Consider the following 20099-nt stretch of genomic DNA (forward strand, 5'->3'; position numbering starts at 1 on the left):
GATTTGCTGAAGGGTATCCGCCGCCTGCTGTACGGCGAGGGCTACACCATCCGCGGCGTGCAGCGGATCCTGAAAGAGCACGGCATCAAATCCGTGCAGGGTCTTGCCGACCAGACCTCGGCCGTCACCTTCGGCGCGGTCGAGGAGGCGATCGGTCTCAGTCTGCAGGAGCCCGAAGAGGGCGAAATCCCGACCACCGATGCCGAGACCGAGGATGAGGACTACGAGACCGAAGAGAAGGAAATCGACTACCGCTTCGCCGATACCGACGACGACGGCATTTTGCTGCCGTTCGCCAGGGGCAAGCCGGGGCCGTCGGAGGCCGACCGCGAGCGCCTCGAACGGGTGCTGCAGGACCTGATTTCCTGCCGCGAGTTGCTGGATACGGCAATGAAGGACGGCTGAGCGGGCGGGAACTGGGCCCCCTCGTTGGGCCCCCAAAGAGGCCACTCGCGCGTCTTGCGCCGGACGCTGATCGCAGCTAATGGAACGGCATCGGAGCGTGGCGCAGCCCGGTTAGCGCACTAGTCTGGGAGACTAGGGGTCGGAGGTTCAAATCCTCTCGCTCCGACCATTTAACTTCACCGATAGCGATCTTTGATCCTGGCTAGATGCCGAAGGCCCAGACCGCAACGATGGTCCCCAGCACGGCTACCCCACTGATGGTCCAGCCTGTAAAATAAGACCCGGCATCCGTTTCCGGTCGTTCGACCATGGTATCGCGCCAATGGGTCACCGCAGCCTCCCATAGATTGATATGGCCTCTGGTATGTAAGTCGCTGCGGCGGGCTCAAGGTTCACGCGATGTGCGGGCGATAGGCCGCAGACCCGGGACACCCTGGGATTGCGCGCTCCAGAAGGTAAATTCCTCTTAACCTCAACCCGAGCACCGATCCGCGATTAACGTTCTGGCACACCCCGGGTGTTATAAAATCCCCGAGCACAACCTGTGCAGAGTGTCAGTCATGGATTTCCTGAAGCGTGCGGCCTTTGTCCTTGGCGGCATCTTTTTGGGCATAAACCTGATCAACTATTTTGTCATGGGTCACACCGGGGACTACCTGCCGGGCGGCGAACGTATGGGCGAGTGGCGGGCGGCAAAAATACGCGAGGCGTGTTACCCCGCACTTGAAGCGCCGGAAAGGGACGGGCTGCTCCCGAAGCTTTCCACTGACACGCATCGCGTTGACTGGCGCGATCTCGACCGGACAAGGGACATGACGGCGGCGCTGAACTGCTATCTCGTTACGCACCCCAATGCAGTCTGCGAGCGGAACAACCGCGCCTACATCGTCGATTACATCAATCATTATTTTGCGAAGTTCGATGAGATGATGAACACGGCCAAGCGATATGGCGAAGCCGAAATGTCCACGGTCAGGAAGCTCTGGGACAGCCCGCGCAACCGCGCGATCAACGCAGCCCTGCTGCAGGACACCAGTAGCGGACGATTGATCAAGGCCGATTTCGGCTGGAGCGTGCCCACCGCGATGAAGCCGATGCTCGATCGCTACAAGGGTACGAGCGACAATTGCCCGAAGGCCTAGTGCCAGGAGTTTTGAAATGGCCGGTGAATTTTTCAGCCTTGTCCGCATGCCGCTCATTGCCTTTGTCGGCGGCTTCCTCGTGGTCGGCGGATGGATCTGGGCGCCCCAAATATCTAGTCTGGTGCAAAGCCAGTTTTCGGGCGGGCCCAGTGTTTCAATGTTCGCCGACACCAATCGTATCGGCCGGCCGGAAGTCGCGCCGGTCGTGCGAAGCTGTATCTTCAAAGTGATGGATATCGGTGTGGACGCCACGAAGATGGAGCCGAGCGCTGCATACTTCATCTTGAAGGCCGGCAGTATGCAGGCGAACGTTTCCACCATGCTTGGTAAGTCGGACGGGTGGTCCGAAATCCAGAAAGGGAATCTGGCCGCCTCGTGGGGGCAGTTGGCGAGCTGCATTTACGCACTGGAGGATCGGCAGCTCTGCGATCCCGATAACCGCGCAGCGGCGGTAGAAGCCACCATGAAATTCTTTGGCTACGCGAAGCAGATCGAGGGTTCCATGCCGGGCAGTGACGCACGCGCGATGGAGAATCTCAGAGATCGCTTGCTGATCGTGCTCAAGAACCACCGTCGCTACGGCACGCTCATTGCCTCCGATTTCGGCAGCTTTGCCCCGGCCGAGATATTGCAGGTCATGCGCAGCGAGCAGAAAGAGACCCGCGACATCTGCAAGCGCTGACGTGTGACCTATTTGTTCTGACCGGTCGTGAACGCGGTATCGATCACGTCGCCGATCAACTGCCAGGTGCGGCCGTCGAACTGAACCAGGCGCATCTGCTTGATCGGCCGGTAATCGTCGGCGCTGGTATTGACCTTGATGCCGGGCAGAAGGACGGAAACCTCAAAGTCGTTCAATGAAGTCGCCTGTCGCATGATATTTTCGCGCGAGAGATCATTGCCGCATTGTTTCAGCACCTGTACCAGCGTCTCCGCGGCGGCATAGCCGTAAAGCGCGGCACCGCTGCCCTTGTCCCCGTCGGGATAGTACTTGTCCATAAAGCTTTGCCAGTTCTTGATCGCGGGATCGTCCTTCCAGGCCGGATCGGTCGGATCCTTGAGGAACGTGGCCGAAATCACGCCGGCAGATTTCTGCGTTCCTGCCGGCCCCAATGTGGCGCCGATCGAGGCTGCCGCATCGTTCAGCAGCAACGCCGGGTGCCAATGCAGGTCTGCCGCAAAGCGGATGACTTGCGAGGCCGCTGTCGGCACGCCCGCGAACAGCAGGATCTCGGCGCCCGATCGCTTCAGGATGGAAACATGCCCGTCGATATGCTCGTCGGCGACATCGAAGGCGAGGCCGACGATGATCATGCGCTTCAGATCGCCAAGACCCTTCTGGAGTCCCTTGTGCAGGTCGTTGCCGAAGTGATCGTTCTGCCAAACGATCACGATCTTGCGCTGCGGATAGGTGGCCTGGATGTAGTTGGCATAGATGCGCCCGGCGGCCTGGGATGACGGCTGCCAGCCCATCGTCCACGGAAACGCCTTCGGATCGCTCAGCTCATCGGCGCCGGAAACCGGGAACAGCTGGGGTATTTTCCTCTCATTCAGGAAACGCCGGGCCGCAAGGTTCCCTGGTGTTCCGAAGGAACCGAATATCAGGTGGACATTGTCCTGCTCGACCAGTTTGCGCGTCATGTCGAGCGCAACGGTCGGATCGGAATTGTCATCGCGGGAAATGAATCGAATCTTGCGGCCGTTGATCCCGCCGCGCGCGTTGATCATGTCGAAATAGGCCGCCTGGGCCCTTCCGATGGCAGCGAATTCGGCCAGCTTCCCCGAGTAAGGCATGAGATTGCCGATGCGTATCTCGGTTTCATCGGCGGGTTGTTCGGATCGTTCCGGGGACATCGCACCCAGCGATGTCAATGCGACCGCCAAAGCGATCAGGAGTCGGACTGCCACATCCATCTGCGGTGCCCTCGGTATGTCGGTTTCGCAGCGAGCGGCGTCAGGCGAACATCCCCGCGCCCTGTCACGTGAGCCGTGCGTCCCGAGGGAGGGTTTGCCATCGCGCCGAGTAGCCCATTGACATAGGTCAAGGGACTGCCAACGCAACCACTGCTCCGGCGACTATCGGCGCTGCAGCGCAAGAGCCGCCACCTCTGCTGTTGCCCCGGCATTTCTGCTGATCAGCCGCCTCGATACCGCAACTGGTCCATCGCGACGACATTCAATAGGCTTGCCGCGACCGGTCGATATCGCCGGGAAAGCGGGGACACACCCGCACATTCGGATGGAACGCGAGGGCAGACCGATGAAAACACGTCCGACCGGCGTAATACCGCCGATGACCACGCCGTTTCGCAAAGACGGCGAGATCGATTTCAAGCTGGTTGCACCCCAGGTCGACTGGCTAATTGGTGCCGGCAGTCATGGCATGGCGGCCGGCGGTTCGACCGGTGAGGGGCATACGCTCGACCACGACGAATATCGCGACCTGGTGGCGGCGACGGTGGAAGCGGCGAAAGGGCGCGCGCCTGTGATCGCGGGCATCATCGTCGATTCCACCCGTGATGCGATCCGCCGCGGCAGACTGGTGCGCGACTTGGATGTCGCCGCGCTGCAGGTGACGCCGGTGCACTATCTGTTCAAGCCGGACGAGCAGGCGATGGTCGATCACTTCCGTCGCATGGCCGACGAAACCGGCATGCCGATCATCATCTATAACGTCGTTCCCTGGTCCTATCTGTCGCCGGCGCTGCTGACGCGGATCATGAACGAGGTGCCGCTCGTCGTCGGCGTCAAGCAGAGCGCAGGCGATCTGAAACTGTTCGCCGATCTCATGATGATGGCGCCGGACAAACTGATCTACAGCGCCGTCGATGCGCTGATGTATCCGTCCTATACGCTCGGCGCGCATGGCTCGATCGCGGCGATCCTCAGCGCGGCGCCGCATGCTTCGATCGAACTCTGGAACGTGGTCAAGGCCGACAATCATGTCCGCGCGCTCGAACTGCACAAGAAACTGCTGACGCTGTGGAACGCCATCGTCTCGGACAATCTGCCGGCGTGCACACGCTATGCGCAGTCGCTGCAGGGATTGCCGGCGACATTCTCGCGCGCGCCGATGCCGGAAGCATCGCCCGCGCAACAGGCGGCCATCCGGAAGGCGCTGGACGGATTGGGCGCGCTGGGCGGTTCGCGCGAGGCGGCCGAGTAAATTCCGCTCCGCGAAACGGTCACGAGACAATCATGCCGCCCGTCTCACGGGCGGCTTTACCGATAGTCGCGAACTGTTACTGTCCTTCCGCACGGGCTCCATCTCCACGGGAGCCCCAATTCAAAAATTGAAAACCGAGGTAAGCGTCGCAATGAAGGATTTTGCCGGAAAGTTCGCCGTGATCACCGGGGGCGGCACGGGCATGGGCCGCGAGCTCGCGCGCCAGCTGGTCGCCGAAGGCTGCAACGTCGCGATGTGCGACGTCTCGGTGGAAGCGATGGCCGAGACCAAGCGGCTGTGCGAGGCGGAAAAGCTGCCGCAGGGTCTGCGCGTGACCACCCATGTCGCCGACGTCTCGATCGAGGCGCATCTGCAGCGCTTCCGCGACGAACTGATCGAACAGCAGGCAACCGACAAGATCCATCTGCTGTTCAACAATGCCGGTATCGGCGGCGGCGGCAGCCTGTTCACCAATACGCGCGAGCAGTGGGAGCGCACCTTCAACATCTGCTGGGGCGGCGTCTATCTCGGTGTCCGCACTTTCCTGCCGCTGATGATGAAGGCCGACGAGGCTCACATCGTCAACACATCGAGCGTCAACGGCTTCTGGGCGTCCGTTGGTCTGGGCGCCTCACACACGGCCTACAGCGCCGCCAAGTTCGCGGTGAAGGGCTTTACCGAAGCGCTGATGACGGACCTGCGACTCAACGCCCCGCACATCAAATGCTCCGTCGTGATGCCCGGGCATATCGGCACTTCGATCGTTTCCAATTCGCGCAGGATTCAGAGCGGCGCCGAATCCGATGAACTCAGCCCGAACGAAATCCTGGCGACGCGGCAGCGCCTGAACGGCATGGGCATCGACACCGCGCCGATGTCGGACGCGGACATCCAGCAGATCGCGCTCGACCGTGCACGCACGTTCCGCGAGGAGGCGCCGACCACGGCGGCGGCTGCAGCCAAGATCATCCTCGACGGCGTCAAGGCCGAGCGCTGGCGGATTCTCGTCGGCGACGATGCCCACAAGCTCGACGAGCGGGTGCGGCAGGCCCCAGAAAAGGCCTACACGCCGGAGTTCTACAAGGGCTTTACGGAAGAGGTCGGCTGGCGGCTTGGCTAGAGCATGATGCGGAAAAGTGTGTAGCGGTTTTCCCTCGCGACAAACGCGAACACGTTTGCGCTGAGATCATGCTCAAACAAGAGGCTAAAGCGGGATGACGATTCGAAGAAGAGTCATCCCGCTTTAGAAGACGATCGGTTCTGATGAAATCAGAACCGACGCTCCGCATTTTCGTGTCTTCACGGCAACTGAACGTCGCTCGTCAATATGCGCGCGCGACGCGCTGGCGCGAGCCCGGGCGGTAGGCGAGGCGGGTGTGCCCCGTGCAATAGGGCATGCCTTCCACCGGCGTGTCGCCGCAAAAGCAGAAATCCTCCGCACCTGGCGTACCGATCGGCCAGCGGCACCGCTGGTTGCTGAGTTCGAACAGCGAGCAGCGCCGTTCGCTTGTGATCGCCACTTCCGGCAGCGGCTCCGCGTTTTCGTAGACGGCCTGCAGGATCTTGTATTGCAGGCGCGGAATGGATTTTCGGGACCGTTCCCTGGCAGCCTTGGTCGGGCGCGGTTCCGCACGGGCCGGACCGCGCGTCAACTGCAGGCGGGCAAGCTTGCCGATCACGGCGTTACGGCTGACGCCGATACTGGCGGCTATCTCGCGGCAGGTCAGGCCGGCCTCAAAATGGTTCTTCAGGAGTTCGACGCGATCGGTGGTCCAGGTCGGTACGTTAAGCATTTTCTCGGTTCCACATTCTGTGAAAACCGCCGCGTCGTTGCCCGTCAGGACGCCTTTCCATTGTCGCGGATCGCAAGCAGCCCGTCCTTGATGGCGAGCCGAATGCCTTCCTCGATCAAAGTTCTTGCGACGCCGGGAACGCTGGTGCCGTGGGTGCCCTGTCTCACCAGTCTTTCGAGATAGTTGATGGTCGAGAGCGCCAACGTAACTGGAACGCGGTCGGTTTCGGCTTTTTCTGTAGCCATGGGGAACGCTAACTTTTAAACGATGTACTGAAAAGTTACTATTTCGACTCTATTTAGTTTTGCACACATGAGTCAAACGCCTTGTGGATAGCTTCCTATCCAATTGAAAAAGCGTATTAAATACGGACGTAGGGTTTGTGGATGAGCTGAACGGCAGTGACGCACGGTGTGCGGCGGCCGTTAACGCCTGTGGCAGGCGCGGCGAAACGATCCAGGCTTGCGCCTATTTCCCGATTGCTTCGGACCGGTGGGAATGCCGATGATGTCCGGGGATGACGGCTAGGGCGCGATGACGGTAACGAACGGCCTCTACACCATCCAGATCGAGATGACGGACGGCGGCCAGGGTCGCGCGCACGGGGTGATCGTGTTGCACGATGGCAAGGTCGCCGGCGGCGACTCGTATTTCTATTACACGGGCTCATACACCGCTGATCGCGGCAAATGGCGCGGCGAACTGGTTACCAGTGAGCACACGAAATCAGCGGGCGCGCTGCCGCTGTTCGGCGGCCGCGAAGTCACCTGCGGCTTCAGCGGCTCGTATTCCGCCGACGGTGCGCAGGTGCAGGGGACCGCTTTGGTTGGAAAGACCAGCGTGCTGTTTCACGCCCGGCTGAAGCTGCAGTCTCCTTTTTGAAGCGCCGCAGCCCGTCCGGTCACCCGTGCACGACCGATTTCGCGATCATGCAGTGGATACCCTTGGAGCCGTTCACCGTCTGCGTCACGCGCAGATCGGCGGAGAGGCTGCACAGCGTGTAGGCGTCCTCACGCGACAGATTGCGCTTCTCGCCGAGCAGCACGATCATGTCGCGCAGCGCCCGCACCACGCACTGATCGAGATCGGGATCCATCGCCATCGTCATGTAATGATCTGATGTTTCGGCGCGGGGATAATTGAGCCGCAGGTCCTTGCGCAGCGTCAGGCGGAAGCGGCCCTGCAGCGCGGTCTCGATGGCCGTGACGCAGACTTCGCCGTCGCCCTGCACGCCATGACCGTCGCCGCAGGAGAACAGCGCGCCCGGCACGAACACGGGCAGATATAGTTTGGCGCCGGCGCCAAGCTCCTTGTTGTCGAGATTTCCGCCCATCGCGCGCGGGATCAGCGAGGTGATGCGGCCCCAGGCAGGCGGCGGCGCCACGCCCATCACGCCGAAGAACGGCTTGAGCGGCAAATCGAGCCCCCACGGCATTTGGCCCACCATCCGCTTGAGATCGAGCGGGATGTTCAGGATCCGTGTCTCGTGGAAATCGTCGGGCAGGGTGCCCGCCAGCGGACGGATCAGATTGTAGCCCCAGTCCTGCCGGAGCTGGACGTCGAGGATGTCGACCTCCAGCACATCGCCGGGTTCGGCGCCTTCTACGGCGACCGGTCCGGTCAGAATGTGGCCGGGCAGCATGCGCTCGCTCCGCGCATGAATGTCGGCAAGCTCAGGAGGTATGTGAAACTTGTTTCGGTCCGGGACCACGTCCGGGCCGCCGGTCACGGTGTCGATGGCGACTTCATCGCCGCTGGCGATGGTCAGGACCGGCTTCAACTTGGCTTCGAAGAAGCCCCAATGGCAGGTTTCGGGGCTGGAATGCAGGTGATGGTGGGACATGAGGAGGGCTTTTGATTGCTGCAATGGCGTCGTATGACGCTGTACCAGACATTGTCAGAGGCTTCCCTTGTTTTTTGCCCTCTCCAAGACGATCGGCTTCCTGCTGTTGCCGACGAATTTTCTGATCGGCATGGGTTTCGTCGGCGCGATCCTGATGTTTACCCGCTTTGCATCGCTCGGCCGCAAGCTGGTGATTGCCGCCGTGTTGCTGCTGATCATTTGCGGGCTGTCGCCGCTTGGGAACCTGCTGCTCTATCCGCTGGAGCAGCGCTTTCCGCCGTGGGAAGCCGGCAGCGCGGCGCCGCCGGACGGCATCATCGTGCTCGGCGCATCGATCGAGGCCGATCTTTCCGTCGCGCATGGCACGCCGGTGGTGCGCAGCTCACCCGACCGCCTGATCGCAGCCGCGGCGCTGGCGCACCGCTATCCGAAGGCGCGCGTCGTATTCTCGGGCGGCAGCGCGAAACTGATATCGAACGATGCCAGAGAGGCCGATTTCGCCGGCACCATTTTCGAGAGCCTCGGCATCGACAAATCGCGGCTGATCATGGAGAGGGCTTCGCGCAACACGCAGGAGAATGCGGAATTCTCCAAGGCCCTGCTCGCGCCGAAGGAGGGCGAGCGCTGGCTGCTGGTGACGTCGGCGTTCCATATGCCACGATCGGTCGGCCTGTTCCGGAAGGCGGGATTTGCGGTCGAGCCCTATCCCGTCGACTGGCGCGTCGGCAAACGCGGCGATGTCCTGAGCTTCACCAACGTCGCGCTGGACGGGCTGGGGCGGGTGGACATGGCGGTGCGCGAATGGATGGGCCTCGTTGCCTACCGCGCCACCGGCAAGATCGATGATCTGCTGCCGGGACCGGCATCGAAGTAGAAGCGGGCAGCCGGCCGGGCTACAATCGAGATCCAGGCGCCGTTCAGCGCGCCGATTTGGGAGTTGACGCCATGCAACAGCAGACACCGCCGGAAGCGTTCGATCTGGCCGGCATGGTGGCCGATCTGAACAGCCTGCTCCGGCTGAAGACGACGGTGATCGGCATCAAGATGTTTGCCAGCGTCGAGGAGATGACTGCGATCCCAAAGATCCGGCGTCCGTCGGCGGTGCATACCACCGACCAGATCGTCAGCATGGCCTCGCGGCTCGGCTGGACCGTCGGCATCACCGGCGAGGATCTCGTCGGCGCGCAATGCCGCGCCGTGATCGGCCTGGCGCCCAGGGACGAAAAATGGCTCGCCGGAGAAAACTACGTCGGCGTCTGGCATGGCACGGCCGAGGACGCGCGCAAGCGTCAGGAAGCGCTCGATGTCGTGCCTTTCGGCCAGTACCAGGCGATGGCGGTGAGCCCACTGACCAGCGGCCGGCTCAATCCGCCGGATATCTGCCTCGTCTACGCCACGCCCGGACAGATGATCATTCTGATCAACGGCCTGCAATATACCGGCTACAGAAAGTTCGAATGGGGTGTGGTCGGCGAGACCGCCTGCGCCGATTCCTGGGGCAGGGCGCTCAAGACTGGCGAGCCGTCGCTCTCGCTGCCGTGCTTTGCCGAGCGGCGCTATGGCGGCGTGCCCGATGAGGAGATGCTGATGGCGCTCAAGCCCGAGCATCTCGCCAAAGCCATTGTCGGTATGAAGCAACTCGCCAAGAACGGCCTGCGCTATCCGATCGCGCCCTACGGCATCCAGGCCGACGTGCGCGCCGGGATGGGCGTGTCGTACGGGAAGAAATAGGCTTGCGAAAGCGAGAGGAAACCGTCATTGCGAGCGCAGCTCCGTCACTTCACTCCCTTGCGCAAACGCTTCGCGTTTGTCGCAGGCAATGACGAGACCTAGGGAAATCAAAATATGTCATCGTCGAAATTCGACATCATCGTCTATGGCGCAACCGGCTTCACCGGCCAGCTCGTCGCTGAATATCTCGCCGAGCGTTACAAGGGCGACGCCGGTCTGAAATGGGCGATGGCCGGCCGCAGCAAGGACAAGCTCGCCTCCGTCCGCGACGCCGTCGGTGCGCCGAAGGATACGCCGCTGATCGTGGCGGATGCCGGTGATCCCGCGTCGCTCAAGACGATGGTTGGCCAGGCCAAGTGCGTCATCAGCACGGTCGGCCCGTATCAGCTCTACGGCAACGAACTGATCGCAGCCTGCGTCGAGGCCGGCACCGACTATGTCGATCTCTGCGGCGAGCCGATCTGGATGCGGCAGATGATCGACAAGCACGAAACTGCGGCGAAAGCGAGCGGTGCGCGCATCGTGTTTTCCTGCGGGTTCGATTCCGTGCCGTTCGAACTCGGCGCGTTCTTCGTGCAAGAGGAGGCGAAGCGCGTGTTCGGCGCACCGGCATTGCGCGTCAAGGGCCGCGTGCGCAACATGCGCGGCACGCTTTCCGGCGGCACAGCGGCGAGCGCCAAGGCGACCTTCGATGCGGTCGCCAAGGATCTCAGCCTGGTCGCGATCCTCAATGATCCCTTCGCGCTGACGCCGGGCTTCACCGGTCCGAAACAGCCGCGCGGCAACAGGCCCGCCTACGAAGAAGACATGCAATCCTGGACGGCGCCGTTCATGATGGCCCTGATCAACACGCGCAACGTCCACCGCTCCAACATGCTGATGGGATTTCCGTACGGCAGGGACTTCATCTATGACGAGATGGTGCTGACCGGGTCCGGCGAAAAGGGCGAGGCCAACGCCAAGCTGGTGATGGCGGCCAATACCGAAAAGACCGGTCCGAACGCGCCGAAGCCGGGCGAGGGCCCGTCAAAGGAAGAGCGCGAGAACGGGCTCTACGATCTCCTCTATGTCGCGATTGCGCCCGACGGCCGGCAGGTCCGCGCCGCGGTGAAGGGCGATCGCGATCCCGGCTACGGCTCGACCTCGAAGATGATCTCGGAATGCGCGATCTGCCTGCTGCGCGATACGCCCGACGTGCCGGCCGGCTTCTGGACGCCGGGCGCAGCGATGCAGCACAAGCTGATCAAGCGCTTGGTCGATCACGCGGGATTGACGTTTGAGGTGGAGAAGTAGCTGCAGATCGCGGCTTCGTAGGGTGGGCAAAGCGCGAAGCGCCTTTGCCCACCATACGCGGCACACCGCGCCTACGCCGCCCGCGGATCGTAGGCGTACATCCAGTCCATTCCCTTGGCCGATAGTGGCAACAGCAATTTCAGCATACGGTCGCGAACCCATGCGCCGGTGGCGCTGAATTCGCGCTTGCTGTTGCCGTTGCGGCGGGCCAGCGCGACGATCTTCTCGGCGCGCGGACGGCGCTCGGTCTCGAACTGCTGGAAAGTCAGCGCAAGCTCCTGCTTGTCTTGCATCAGCCGGCCGAGCCGCATCGCGTCTTCGAGCGCAAGCGAGGCACCCTGGCCGGCATGCGGGCTGGTGGCGTGCGCGGCGTCGCCGATCAGGAGCGTACGCTGGCGCGACCAGGTCGGCAGCGTCGCGACATCGAGCGTTGCCGTCACCACGATATTTTCAGCCGCGTCCAGAATCCGCGGGATCGGATCGTGCCAGCCGGCATGGAAGTCGAGCAGATGCCGCCTGATCGTGTCCTGGCTCATGGCGCGAAACGCGGCTGCGTCGACACCATGCGAGGGCTGCGTGCTCCACCACATTACGCCGTCGTTCTCGTCCGAACTGCATAGGCCGTAACCGAAAAAGCCGCTCTGCCCGAAGGTTGTCGCCACGCGTTGGCCGATCGGTGCATCTGCGATCGCCGTGCGCGGGACAAAGCCGCCGAACCCGATCAGCCCGGTATCGAACGGTTTTGGGCCATCCGGAATCACATGCGCCCGCACCGCGGAGTGCACGCCATCGGCGCCGATCACGAAATCGCCCTCGGCAGTGGTGCCGTCGGCGAAATGCGCAACCACGGGCCGGTCGGCGCGATCCTCGATGGCGACCAGCCGCTTCTCGAACCGCAGTTCGACATTCTCGCACCAGGCCTTATTGACCAGCATCTCGTTCAGCGTGGCGCGGCACATGTTCACCGCAGGCTGGCCGAAGCGCTGCCGCATGTTCTGGTTGACCGAACCGAGGCGGGCGCCGGATTGCGAATGGAAATCGAAGGACTCCGCGATCGATCCGCGCCGGATCATCTCGTCGGCCAATCCGATCTCGGCCAGCACATGCATGCCGTTCGGCGCGATCTGCAGGCCGCCGCCGATGCCGGTGGAATAGGGCCACGCCTCGAACAATTCGGCGTCGATGCCGGCCTTCTTGAGAAAGATTGCCGTCACTGACCCGGCGATGCCGCCGCCAATCACCAACGCCTTGGGTCGTCCGCTCATGCCTTGCTCCATGCGTGCGTGAAGTGATAGGAACGTATAGTCGCTAATTATCTTAGTGACTAAGATGTATATCGACTAAGAGAAGAGGCTGGCTTTGTCAAGGGCGAAGGCGCGGGCTGCGCTGATGCAGGAACTCGAACACGCGCTGCGGCGCTCGTCGGCGCAGGGCGTCATTTTCGGGCAAACGGTGGCCAATACGGTCGGGGTTTCCGGCTCCGACCTCGAATGTCTCGACTTCCTCAACCTGGAAGGCCGGGTGACGGCCGGGCGTCTGGCGGAGGTGACCGGGCTGACCACCGGCGCGATCACCGGCGTCGTCGACCGGCTGGAGAAGGCGGGCCTGGTCCGCCGCGAGCGCGATCCCGCCGATCGCCGCAAGGTGTTCATTGCGATCGTGCCGGAAAATCTCGCCAGGATCGGGCGGTTCTACGAACACATGCATCGCGGCATGGTCAAACTCTGGGAGTCCTATTCGGACGCCGAGTTGAAATTGCTGCTGGAGTTCGCGACCAGGGGCTACGAGACGATGCTGGCGGCGACCGAAGAACTGAAATCGATGGTCGAAGCGCCGAAGCCAAAGCCTGCGAAGAAGAGCAAGCGGTCCTAGGACGGCTTTGCGGGAGCCAACAGCACCGGATCGTTGTCGGCCTTCCAGCGTTCGGCGGCGACGAACATGCCCCACATCGTGCCCAGCATCAGCCAGAAATGCCGCCAGTGGTCGGTATCGATGATGAAGCTCTCGCCGACCGTGCCGAGGAAGGCTGCGAAGATGGCCAGATAGATCGGCTGCCAGGGCACGCGGACGAAGACATAGCGGAAGCTCGTCAGCACCGTGACGAAGACCAGCGCCGGATAGCAGACGCCGGAGAGCCAGCCGCCCGACATGAACGCGTTCAGGTAGGAATTGTGGGTGTCTTCGGGAAAGAAGCGGTTGAACTGCAGCGGGCCGATGCCGAACGGCAGCCCAAGCGCCATCTCGGCGCCGAGGACATGCCGGCCGAAACGGCCGAAGCGGCCTCCGTCGTAGCTCTGATCGAAGCTGGCGCGCTGCTTGAACAGCTGCGCGACCGAATCGAGCGATAGCAGCACTGCGACCAGCGCCGCCGCGATGACGGCGGCGGCGAGCGCGATCACGATGATGCGGGAGCGCTGCGCCTGCGAACGGCTGGTAAGCACCATCAGCGCGAGCATAACGGCGGCCGTAACAATCAGTTGGCCCCAGGCGGCGCGCGAAAACGAAAGCAGGATAGCCAGCGATATGATGCCGAACGCCATCGCGCTGCGGAGCGCCTTGCCGATCTTTTCCGTGACGACGCTTTGCAGCGCGAACAGCGCCGGCAGGATCAGGAACGCGCCGTACACGTTGGGATCCTTGAACGTGCCGCGGGCACGGTCATACAGCGTCAGCAGGTCGCGCCCGCCGGGGACGAGATTGAAATAGCCGGCGATGCCCGCGAGCGACGCAATCACCGCGCCGACGACGAGGCCGCGACGGAGCATGTCGAGCCGCGCTGTGGTGTCCTCGGAGATGACCATCGCGAAAAGGATGACCGTGATCGCCATGTACCAGGAGGTCGCGATCCAGTTCGGAACGCTGGGCCGGTCCATGACGGCAACCGCACTGATGCTGTAGCCGATATTGACCAGGAACAGCAGCAGTAGCAGCGGTATGAACACCAGCCGCATCCGCAAACCGGTTGCGAAGAAAACCACCGTGGCGGCAAGCGTCGCCAGCTCATAGGGCGAGGGTTCGATGAAGACGATGGCGCCGGATGCCCCGATCAGCCACACCAGCGCGCGCTGCAAGGCCAGCACGCCGGGCGCGGCCGTCGTCGATGGTAGGGAACCCCCGGCTGTCGCCGCATACGTCATTGCACACTCACGCAACTCGACTAACTACAGCACCACTATCCGCCGTCATTGCGAGGAGCGAAGCGACGAAGCAATCCATCTATCCGAACGCCGCGCCATGGATTGCTTCGCTGCGCTCGCAATGACGCTAACTCAATAAGCGTTCTCGCTCTTGGTCATCAGCGCGACCGGCGTCTTCAAGAGAATGTAGAGATCGAACAGCACTGACCAGTTCTCGATGTAATAGAGATCGAACTCGACGCGCTTCTGGATCTTCTCGTCGGTATCGACTTCGCCGCGCCAGCCGTTGATCTGCGCCCAGCCGGTGATGCCCGGCTTGACGCGGTGGCGGGCGAAATAGCCGTCGACGGCCTCGTCGAACAGTCGGCTCTGCAGCTTGCCCTGCACCGCGTGCGGCCGGGGGCCGACCAGCGACAAATTGCTCTTGAACACGACGTTGAAGAGTTGCGGCAGCTCGTCGAGGCTGGTCTTGCGGATGAAGCGCCCGACGCGGGTGACGCGCGGATCGTTCTTGGTCACGACCTTGGAGGCGGTCGGATCGGCCTGATGATGGTACATCGAACGGAACTTGAAGACGTCGATGCGCTCATTGTTGAAGCCGAACCGCTTCTGGCGGAACAGCACCGGGCCAGGGCTGTCGAGCTTGACCGCGAGCGCGACCAGTCCCATCACCGGCAGCGCCAGCACCAGGATGACGAAGCCGACGACATGGTCGAACAGCCACTTCATGACCAGGTCCCAGTCGGTGATCGGCGCCTCGAACACGTCCAGTGTCGGCACCTCGCCGAGATAGGAATAGGAGCGGGGGCGGAAGCGCAGCTTGTTCGTATGCGCTGACAGGCGGATATCCACCGGCAGCACCCACAGTTTCTTCAGCATGTCGAGAATGCGCGTCTCGGCAGAGATCGGCAGCGCGAATAGCACGAGGTCGATGCGGGTGCGGCGGGCGAACTCGACAATGTCGTCCACCTTGCCGAGCTTCGGACTGCCGGCGCAGGTGTCCATCGCGCGGTCGTCGTTGCGGTCGTCGAATACGCCAAGCACCTTTATGTCGGAATCGTCCTGGGTATTGAGCGCCTGGACGAGCTCTTCGCCATTCTGGTCCGCGCCCACGATGATGGTGCGGCGATCGAGCCGGCCCTGGCGCGCCCAGCTGCGCACCAGCGCGCGCAGGACCAGGCGCTGCGCCAGCAGCGCGGCGAGGCCAGTGAGGAAAAATGCCGTGAGCCACAGCCGCGAAATCTCGCTGCCGAGCTTGACGATGAAGGAGGCGCCGATGAACAGCAGGAACACGAACGTCCAGGATGAAATCATCCGGGTCATCTGGCGAAGATGGCCGCGGAATAGCTGCACCTGGTAGATATCGGCGGCCTGGAAGCAGATCACGGCCGTTGCGGCGACGCCGAAGATCGCCGCGAGAAACTCCCAGTAGAAGCCGCTGAGCGGGACGGCATATCCGAAATAGAGCGCGATGCCGATCGCGCTCAGCATTACGAAGTCGATGACGCGAACCACGCCAGCGATCACGATCGGGGAATAGGCGCGGCCGACTTTCTGATTGGCCACGGCGAGCGCCGCCGGCGACAACCTGCGGCGCCGTTCGACCGGCGGTCGATCGGCGCTGGCGGTCGCCGCAGCATCGAGCATCGAGCGTGCGTTGATCGGTTCCACTGTCCTCATCCCGTTCTTGAGCAGGCACATAGGAACGTGCCCGCCGGTGCGGAATTCCCCACACCACGGCTTACGGGACAAATCGGAAGAAACAGTTACGTTGGTAAATAACGGTTAACGATTGGCAAACGCGTCGCGGTAGCCGGCAAAAACCCCCTCGACCATCGCCTTCTGCGAAAAATGCATGAAGATTCGTTCGCGCAGCGATTTGGCCCGCGCTTCGGTCGTGGACGGATCCTCCAGCGCGGCTTCAATGGCATCGGCCATCGCCGCCGCGTTGCTGGGCGCGAACAGGGCGTCGCCATGCTCGCCGAAAATCTCGGGGATGCCGCCGACATTGGCGGCGACCATCGGAATGCCGGCAGCTGCCGCCTCGATCACGACATAGGGCATCGAATCGCCGCGGGACGGAACCACAAGCAGCGAGCCCTTGGAGAATCCGTAGCGCGCCTTGACGTGACCGATGAACCGCACGGCCTCGCCGAGGCCGAGTTCCTGCACCTGAGCTTTCAGGCTTTCGCTTTGCTCGCCGTCGCCGGCGAGCGTCAGCGTCACCTGCCGGCCGCCGGCGCGCAGCCGCGCCACGGCGTCAATCAGGAGGTCGGCGCCCTTGATGTGCCGGAACTCGCCGACATAGACCAGGTCGGTGGCGTCGTCGGCTTTCGTGATCGCGTCGAATTCACCGGCGGTGACGCCGTTGAACACGCATCGTACCAGCCCCTTCGGCGTGCCGATGGTGCGCTGATAGGTGTTTTGCGCGAACGCGCTTTCGAACAGGAACAGGTCGGTATCGTTCATCAGCGCGCGCTCGACGCGGGCGTAGATGTTGCCCTTCAGTGTCGACAGCGGATAGTGCAGCGAGCCGCCATGCGGGGTATAGACCCGGATCCTTTCGCGGGATGCGGTCCTGAGCCGCATGAAAGTCCCAGCCTTGGCGCCGTGACCATGCAGTACGTCCGGCTTCAGTTCGCGGACCATGCGCTGGAACCGGGCCCATACCAAAACATCGGTCGGAAGCGGTTCGCGGCGAATGGCGGTGCGGTGAACGCCGAGCTTGAGGCGCGGGGCGATTTCCGCCAGTGCATGTTCGGCGCGCTCGCCGCCAGTGAGGCTGTCGGCGATGATGCCGACGTGATGGCCGCGGTCGGCCTGTCCGTTGGCGAGATCGAGGATGTGGCGGAAAATGCCGCCGACCGGCGCCCGCGTCGCGTGCAGGATCCGTAGCGGCTGACCGTCAACGAAAGGCATCGAGACCGCCTTCAGATGCGACCGATAGCAGCGAGGTCCGAGCCATGCAGCTGGCAAACGCCAGCGAAGCAACCAAACATGGAATTGGGGCGGGAGCGCCACGCATTACGGGAATCCTGGAAAACTATTTCGCGATTAAGGGTGTGGATGGTTAACAAAAAATGACTTGATGCGCGAGGGGCGGCGTTTCGGCGCGCGTACAACGCGAATTAACCCGGCGGCAACCATAATGAAGTGTAATCGCGCCGGTCGAGCGGACCGATAGTTGCGTCCGCGGGAGTGTGCGATGCGTTTGGCGTTCTGGCGTGCAGGCAAGGACAAGCCGGTGGTGCAGCGGGCGGTAACAAGGCCTGCGCCTGCGGCTCGTAGGCCCGTCGCCGCATCCTATTCCGGCGATCTCGATCTGCATGCGCTCGGTCAGGCGCTGATGCGCAAGCGAGGCTGGATCATTATCCCGACGGTGCTGGCGCTGGTATTGTCGCTCGTCGCCGTCAATATGATTACCCCCCGGTTCAAGTCAGAAGTGCGCATCCTGGTCGATGGCCGCGAGAACGTGTTCCTGCGGCCGACTGGCGAGCGCGACCAGGAGCGCAGCGCGCTCGACGCCGAAGCCGTGGCCAGCCAGGTGCAGCTCGTGCAGTCGCGCGATCTGGCCCGCGAGATCATCAGGAAGAACAAGCTTGCCGAACTCCCCGAGTTCGATCCGGTGTTGCGCGGCTCTTCGCCGATCAAGTCGCTGCTGGCACTGATCGGCATCGGCCGCGACCCGTTCTCGCTGACGCCTGAAGAGCGCGTGCTGGAAGCTTATTACGAGCGCTTTACGGCCTATGTGGTCGACAAGTCCCGCGTCATCGTCGTCGAATTCCAGTCGCGCGATCCCGAACTCGCGGCGCGTGTCGCCAATTCGATTGCGGAAGGGTATCTGGTGCTGCAGCAGGACGCGCGGCAGCAACAGGCGAAAACGGCCGGCCAGTGGCTGTCGGGCGAAATCGAACAGCTGCGCAAGAAGGTGGCCGAATCCGAATCGCGCGTCGAGGATTTCCGCTCCAAGTCCAGCCTGTTTGTCGGCACCAACAATACCACGCTCTCCAACCAGCAGATGGGCGAGATCAACACGCAGTTGAACAACGCCCGCGCATTGAAGTCGGACGCGGAGTCCAAGGCCCGGCTGATCAGGGAAATGCTGCAAAGCGGCCAGCCGATCGAGGCATCCGAAGTACTCAATTCCGAACTGATCCGAAGGCTCTCCGAGCAGCGGGTGACCCTGCGCGCCCAGCTGGCCGAGCAATCCTCGACGCTGCTTGGCGGCCATCCCCGCATCAAGGAGTTGAAGGCGCAGCTCGCCGATCTCGATCGCCAGCTGCGCGAGGAGGCGGGCAAGGTGTCGCGCTCGCTGGACAATGATGCACGCATTGCCGGGGGCCGGGTCGACGGTCTGATGAACAGTCTCGACCAATTGAAGAAGCAGGCTTCCTCCAACAACGGCCAGGACGTGCAGCTCCGCGCGCTCGAGCGCGAGGCCAAGGCGCAGCGCGACCTCCTGGAAACCTATCTCGCCAAATACCGCGAGGCGAGCGCGCGCGAGAATATCGAGGCGGCGCCGGCCGACGGCCGCATCATCTCCCGCGCCACCGTTTCCAACACGCCGGCCTATCCGAAGAAGCTGCCGATCGTGCTGATCGCGACACTGGCGACCCTACTGCTGACGTCAGGTGCGATTGCGACCGGCGAATTGCTGCGCATGACCGCGCCGCGGGCGCGCGGTGCGGTTTCGCCGGATGCCGTGCGCGAGATTGCACCCGACATCGTCATGGCGTCAACACCGGAACCGGTGCGCGCGCCGGCCATCGCGCCGGAGCTTCCCATCGAGGAAGACCAGCTTCTCGAGCCTGTGTCGCACGAGCCCCCCGCGGACGCTTCACGCATGAATGTTGCGGCGGCAGAGGACGGCGAGATCGAGCAACTGGCCGATGCGCTGCTTGGCGCCGGCGACGCGACGCGGAAGGTGACCGTGCTCGGTAGCGCATCGAGCGAGAGCATCACGCTGACCGCATTGACGCTGGCGCGGCTGATGGCGCAGCAGGCGAAAGTCGTGGTCGTCGATCTCGTGGCGTCTTCGCCGGTGATCGTGGCGGCGTCGGCCGATCCGGTGGCGCCCGGCCTTGCCGAACTGATGCAAGGCGAAGCCTCGTTTGCGCAAATCATCACCAAGGACCAGCTATCGCGGGCTCATCTCGTCAGCGCCGGGCGCCCAGGCTTCGACCGTGCGCATCTCCAGTCGCCGCGGCTGACGCTGGCGATCGATGCGCTGCTGCGGGTTTACGACCATGTCGTGCTGGATGCCGGCGCCGCGTCCGATCTGCCGGCCGAATTGCTGACGTCGCAGGCGCAGGCGATCGTGGTGCCTGAAGAATCGATGGCGCAGGACGCGCGCGCGTCGATGTGCGACCAGCTCAGGGCGGTGGGATTCTCGGAGGTGACGATGCTGAGCGAGCCGTGCCAGCCGTCGGATGCGGTCGAGCCGGGCCCGCGCGTGGTCGCAGCGTAAGAGGTTTCGTAGCAACCATTAGATTGGGCTGATCGATCCCGGACAATTGGCAGAATGACGCCGTGCTCGCCGCCGTCAAGGCGTGGTCTGGCAACAGCGGAATGGGTTGCGTCATCGGAGCG

The 20099-nt window shown here is 62.9% G+C and carries 20 protein-coding genes and 1 tRNA gene; 12 read left to right on the plus strand and 9 right to left on the minus strand.

Annotated elements, in window-relative coordinates; genetic code table 11:
• Both CQ12_RS31065 and CQ12_RS31070 read left to right on the plus strand, forming a co-directional pair.
• A partial coding sequence (locus tag CQ12_RS31065; RefSeq protein WP_245310247.1) for a MerR family transcriptional regulator occupies positions 1 to 405 on the plus strand: 405 nt, incomplete at its 5' end.
• Between the two features lie 91 nt (positions 406 to 496).
• Positions 497 to 574 (plus strand) — tRNA-Pro (locus CQ12_RS31070).
• A gap of 33 nt (positions 575 to 607) precedes the next feature.
• Here the strand turns inward: CQ12_RS31070 and CQ12_RS47305 are convergent.
• Positions 608 to 736, minus strand: coding sequence for a hypothetical protein (locus CQ12_RS47305; RefSeq protein WP_283807427.1), 129 nt, complete (start codon positions 734 to 736; stop codon positions 608 to 610).
• A gap of 229 nt (positions 737 to 965) precedes the next feature.
• Between CQ12_RS47305 and CQ12_RS31075 the strand changes: the two genes are divergently transcribed.
• Entirely contained in the window at positions 966 to 1547 is a 582-nt protein-coding gene (locus CQ12_RS31075) for a hypothetical protein (RefSeq protein ID WP_057839088.1), read from the plus strand.
• Positions 1548 to 1563: 16 nt separating this feature from the next.
• The gene (locus CQ12_RS31080; protein ID WP_057839089.1) at positions 1564 to 2229 is read left to right on the plus strand and encodes a hypothetical protein; all 666 of its coding nucleotides are present in this window, start codon (positions 1564 to 1566) and stop codon (positions 2227 to 2229) included.
• 8 nt (positions 2230 to 2237) lie between these two features.
• Here CQ12_RS31080 and CQ12_RS31085 read toward each other — a convergent pair whose 3' ends face one another.
• Complete coding sequence (locus CQ12_RS31085) at positions 2238 to 3461, minus strand: ABC transporter substrate-binding protein (protein ID WP_057839090.1); 1224 nt, start codon at positions 3459 to 3461, stop codon at positions 2238 to 2240.
• A 346-nt stretch (positions 3462 to 3807) separates the two neighbouring features.
• Between CQ12_RS31085 and CQ12_RS31090 the strand changes: the two genes are divergently transcribed.
• Both CQ12_RS31090 and CQ12_RS31095 read left to right on the plus strand, forming a co-directional pair.
• Positions 3808 to 4713: a dihydrodipicolinate synthase family protein gene (locus CQ12_RS31090; RefSeq protein WP_057839106.1), complete on the plus strand. Its 906-nt coding sequence runs from the start codon at positions 3808 to 3810 to the stop codon at positions 4711 to 4713.
• 151 nt (positions 4714 to 4864) lie between these two features.
• On the plus strand, positions 4865 to 5833 hold the full coding sequence (locus CQ12_RS31095) for an SDR family oxidoreductase (RefSeq protein ID WP_057839091.1): 969 nt from the start codon (positions 4865 to 4867) through the stop codon (positions 5831 to 5833).
• Between the two features lie 202 nt (positions 5834 to 6035).
• Here CQ12_RS31095 and CQ12_RS31100 read toward each other — a convergent pair whose 3' ends face one another.
• The gene (locus tag CQ12_RS31100) at positions 6036 to 6506 is read right to left on the minus strand and encodes a GcrA family cell cycle regulator (RefSeq protein WP_057839092.1); all 471 of its coding nucleotides are present in this window, start codon (positions 6504 to 6506) and stop codon (positions 6036 to 6038) included.
• A 44-nt stretch (positions 6507 to 6550) separates the two neighbouring features.
• Entirely contained in the window at positions 6551 to 6751 is a 201-nt protein-coding gene (locus CQ12_RS31105) for a hypothetical protein (RefSeq protein ID WP_057839093.1), read from the minus strand.
• Positions 6752 to 7040: 289 nt separating this feature from the next.
• Between CQ12_RS31105 and CQ12_RS31110 the strand changes: the two genes are divergently transcribed.
• The gene (locus CQ12_RS31110) at positions 7041 to 7388 is read left to right on the plus strand and encodes a GrlR family regulatory protein (protein ID WP_057839094.1); all 348 of its coding nucleotides are present in this window, start codon (positions 7041 to 7043) and stop codon (positions 7386 to 7388) included.
• Positions 7389 to 7407: 19 nt separating this feature from the next.
• On the opposite strand, the gene CQ12_RS31115 is transcribed toward CQ12_RS31110, so the two are convergent.
• Entirely contained in the window at positions 7408 to 8349 is a 942-nt protein-coding gene (locus tag CQ12_RS31115; RefSeq protein ID WP_057839095.1) for an acetamidase/formamidase family protein, read from the minus strand.
• A 67-nt stretch (positions 8350 to 8416) separates the two neighbouring features.
• Between CQ12_RS31115 and CQ12_RS31120 the strand changes: the two genes are divergently transcribed.
• The 3 genes from CQ12_RS31120 (at position 8417) to CQ12_RS31130 (ending at position 11373) form a co-directional block, all read left to right on the plus strand.
• Positions 8417 to 9223 (plus strand): YdcF family protein, encoded by an 807-nt coding sequence (locus CQ12_RS31120; protein WP_083519548.1) that lies wholly within the window; start codon positions 8417 to 8419, stop codon positions 9221 to 9223.
• A gap of 71 nt (positions 9224 to 9294) precedes the next feature.
• On the plus strand, positions 9295 to 10080 hold the full coding sequence (locus tag CQ12_RS31125; RefSeq protein ID WP_057839096.1) for a DUF169 domain-containing protein: 786 nt from the start codon (positions 9295 to 9297) through the stop codon (positions 10078 to 10080).
• 114 nt (positions 10081 to 10194) lie between these two features.
• Positions 10195 to 11373: a saccharopine dehydrogenase family protein gene (locus CQ12_RS31130; RefSeq protein WP_057839097.1), complete on the plus strand. Its 1179-nt coding sequence runs from the start codon at positions 10195 to 10197 to the stop codon at positions 11371 to 11373.
• A gap of 71 nt (positions 11374 to 11444) precedes the next feature.
• On the opposite strand, the gene CQ12_RS31135 is transcribed toward CQ12_RS31130, so the two are convergent.
• Positions 11445 to 12638: an FAD-dependent oxidoreductase gene (locus CQ12_RS31135; RefSeq protein WP_057839108.1), complete on the minus strand. Its 1194-nt coding sequence runs from the start codon at positions 12636 to 12638 to the stop codon at positions 11445 to 11447.
• Between the two features lie 124 nt (positions 12639 to 12762).
• On the opposite strand from CQ12_RS31135, the gene CQ12_RS31140 reads away from it, so the two are divergent.
• Positions 12763 to 13245: a MarR family winged helix-turn-helix transcriptional regulator gene (locus tag CQ12_RS31140; RefSeq protein ID WP_157088601.1), complete on the plus strand. Its 483-nt coding sequence runs from the start codon at positions 12763 to 12765 to the stop codon at positions 13243 to 13245.
• On the opposite strand, the gene CQ12_RS31145 is transcribed toward CQ12_RS31140, so the two are convergent.
• The 3 genes from CQ12_RS31145 to CQ12_RS31155 form a co-directional block, all read right to left on the minus strand.
• Positions 13242 to 14510 carry an O-antigen ligase family protein gene (locus tag CQ12_RS31145; RefSeq protein ID WP_057839099.1) on the minus strand — a complete coding sequence of 423 codons (1269 nt, stop codon included), beginning with the start codon at positions 14508 to 14510 and terminating at the stop codon, positions 13242 to 13244. The two genes, CQ12_RS31140 and CQ12_RS31145, sit on opposite strands and share 4 nt — an antisense overlap.
• Positions 14511 to 14642: 132 nt before the next feature.
• Positions 14643 to 16157, minus strand: coding sequence for an undecaprenyl-phosphate glucose phosphotransferase (locus CQ12_RS31150; RefSeq protein WP_057839109.1), 1515 nt, complete (start codon positions 16155 to 16157; stop codon positions 14643 to 14645).
• A gap of 138 nt (positions 16158 to 16295) precedes the next feature.
• Positions 16296 to 17429 carry a glycosyltransferase family 4 protein gene (locus CQ12_RS31155; protein ID WP_057839110.1) on the minus strand — a complete coding sequence of 378 codons (1134 nt, stop codon included), beginning with the start codon at positions 17427 to 17429 and terminating at the stop codon, positions 16296 to 16298.
• Between the two features lie 286 nt (positions 17430 to 17715).
• On the opposite strand from CQ12_RS31155, the gene CQ12_RS31160 reads away from it, so the two are divergent.
• Positions 17716 to 19977 carry a GumC family protein gene (locus CQ12_RS31160; RefSeq protein WP_057839100.1) on the plus strand — a complete coding sequence of 754 codons (2262 nt, stop codon included), beginning with the start codon at positions 17716 to 17718 and terminating at the stop codon, positions 19975 to 19977.
• Positions 19978 to 20099 lie beyond the last annotated feature (122 nt).

The organism is Bradyrhizobium jicamae (assembly GCF_001440395.1).
Classification (GTDB): domain Bacteria; phylum Pseudomonadota; class Alphaproteobacteria; order Rhizobiales; family Xanthobacteraceae; genus Bradyrhizobium; species Bradyrhizobium jicamae.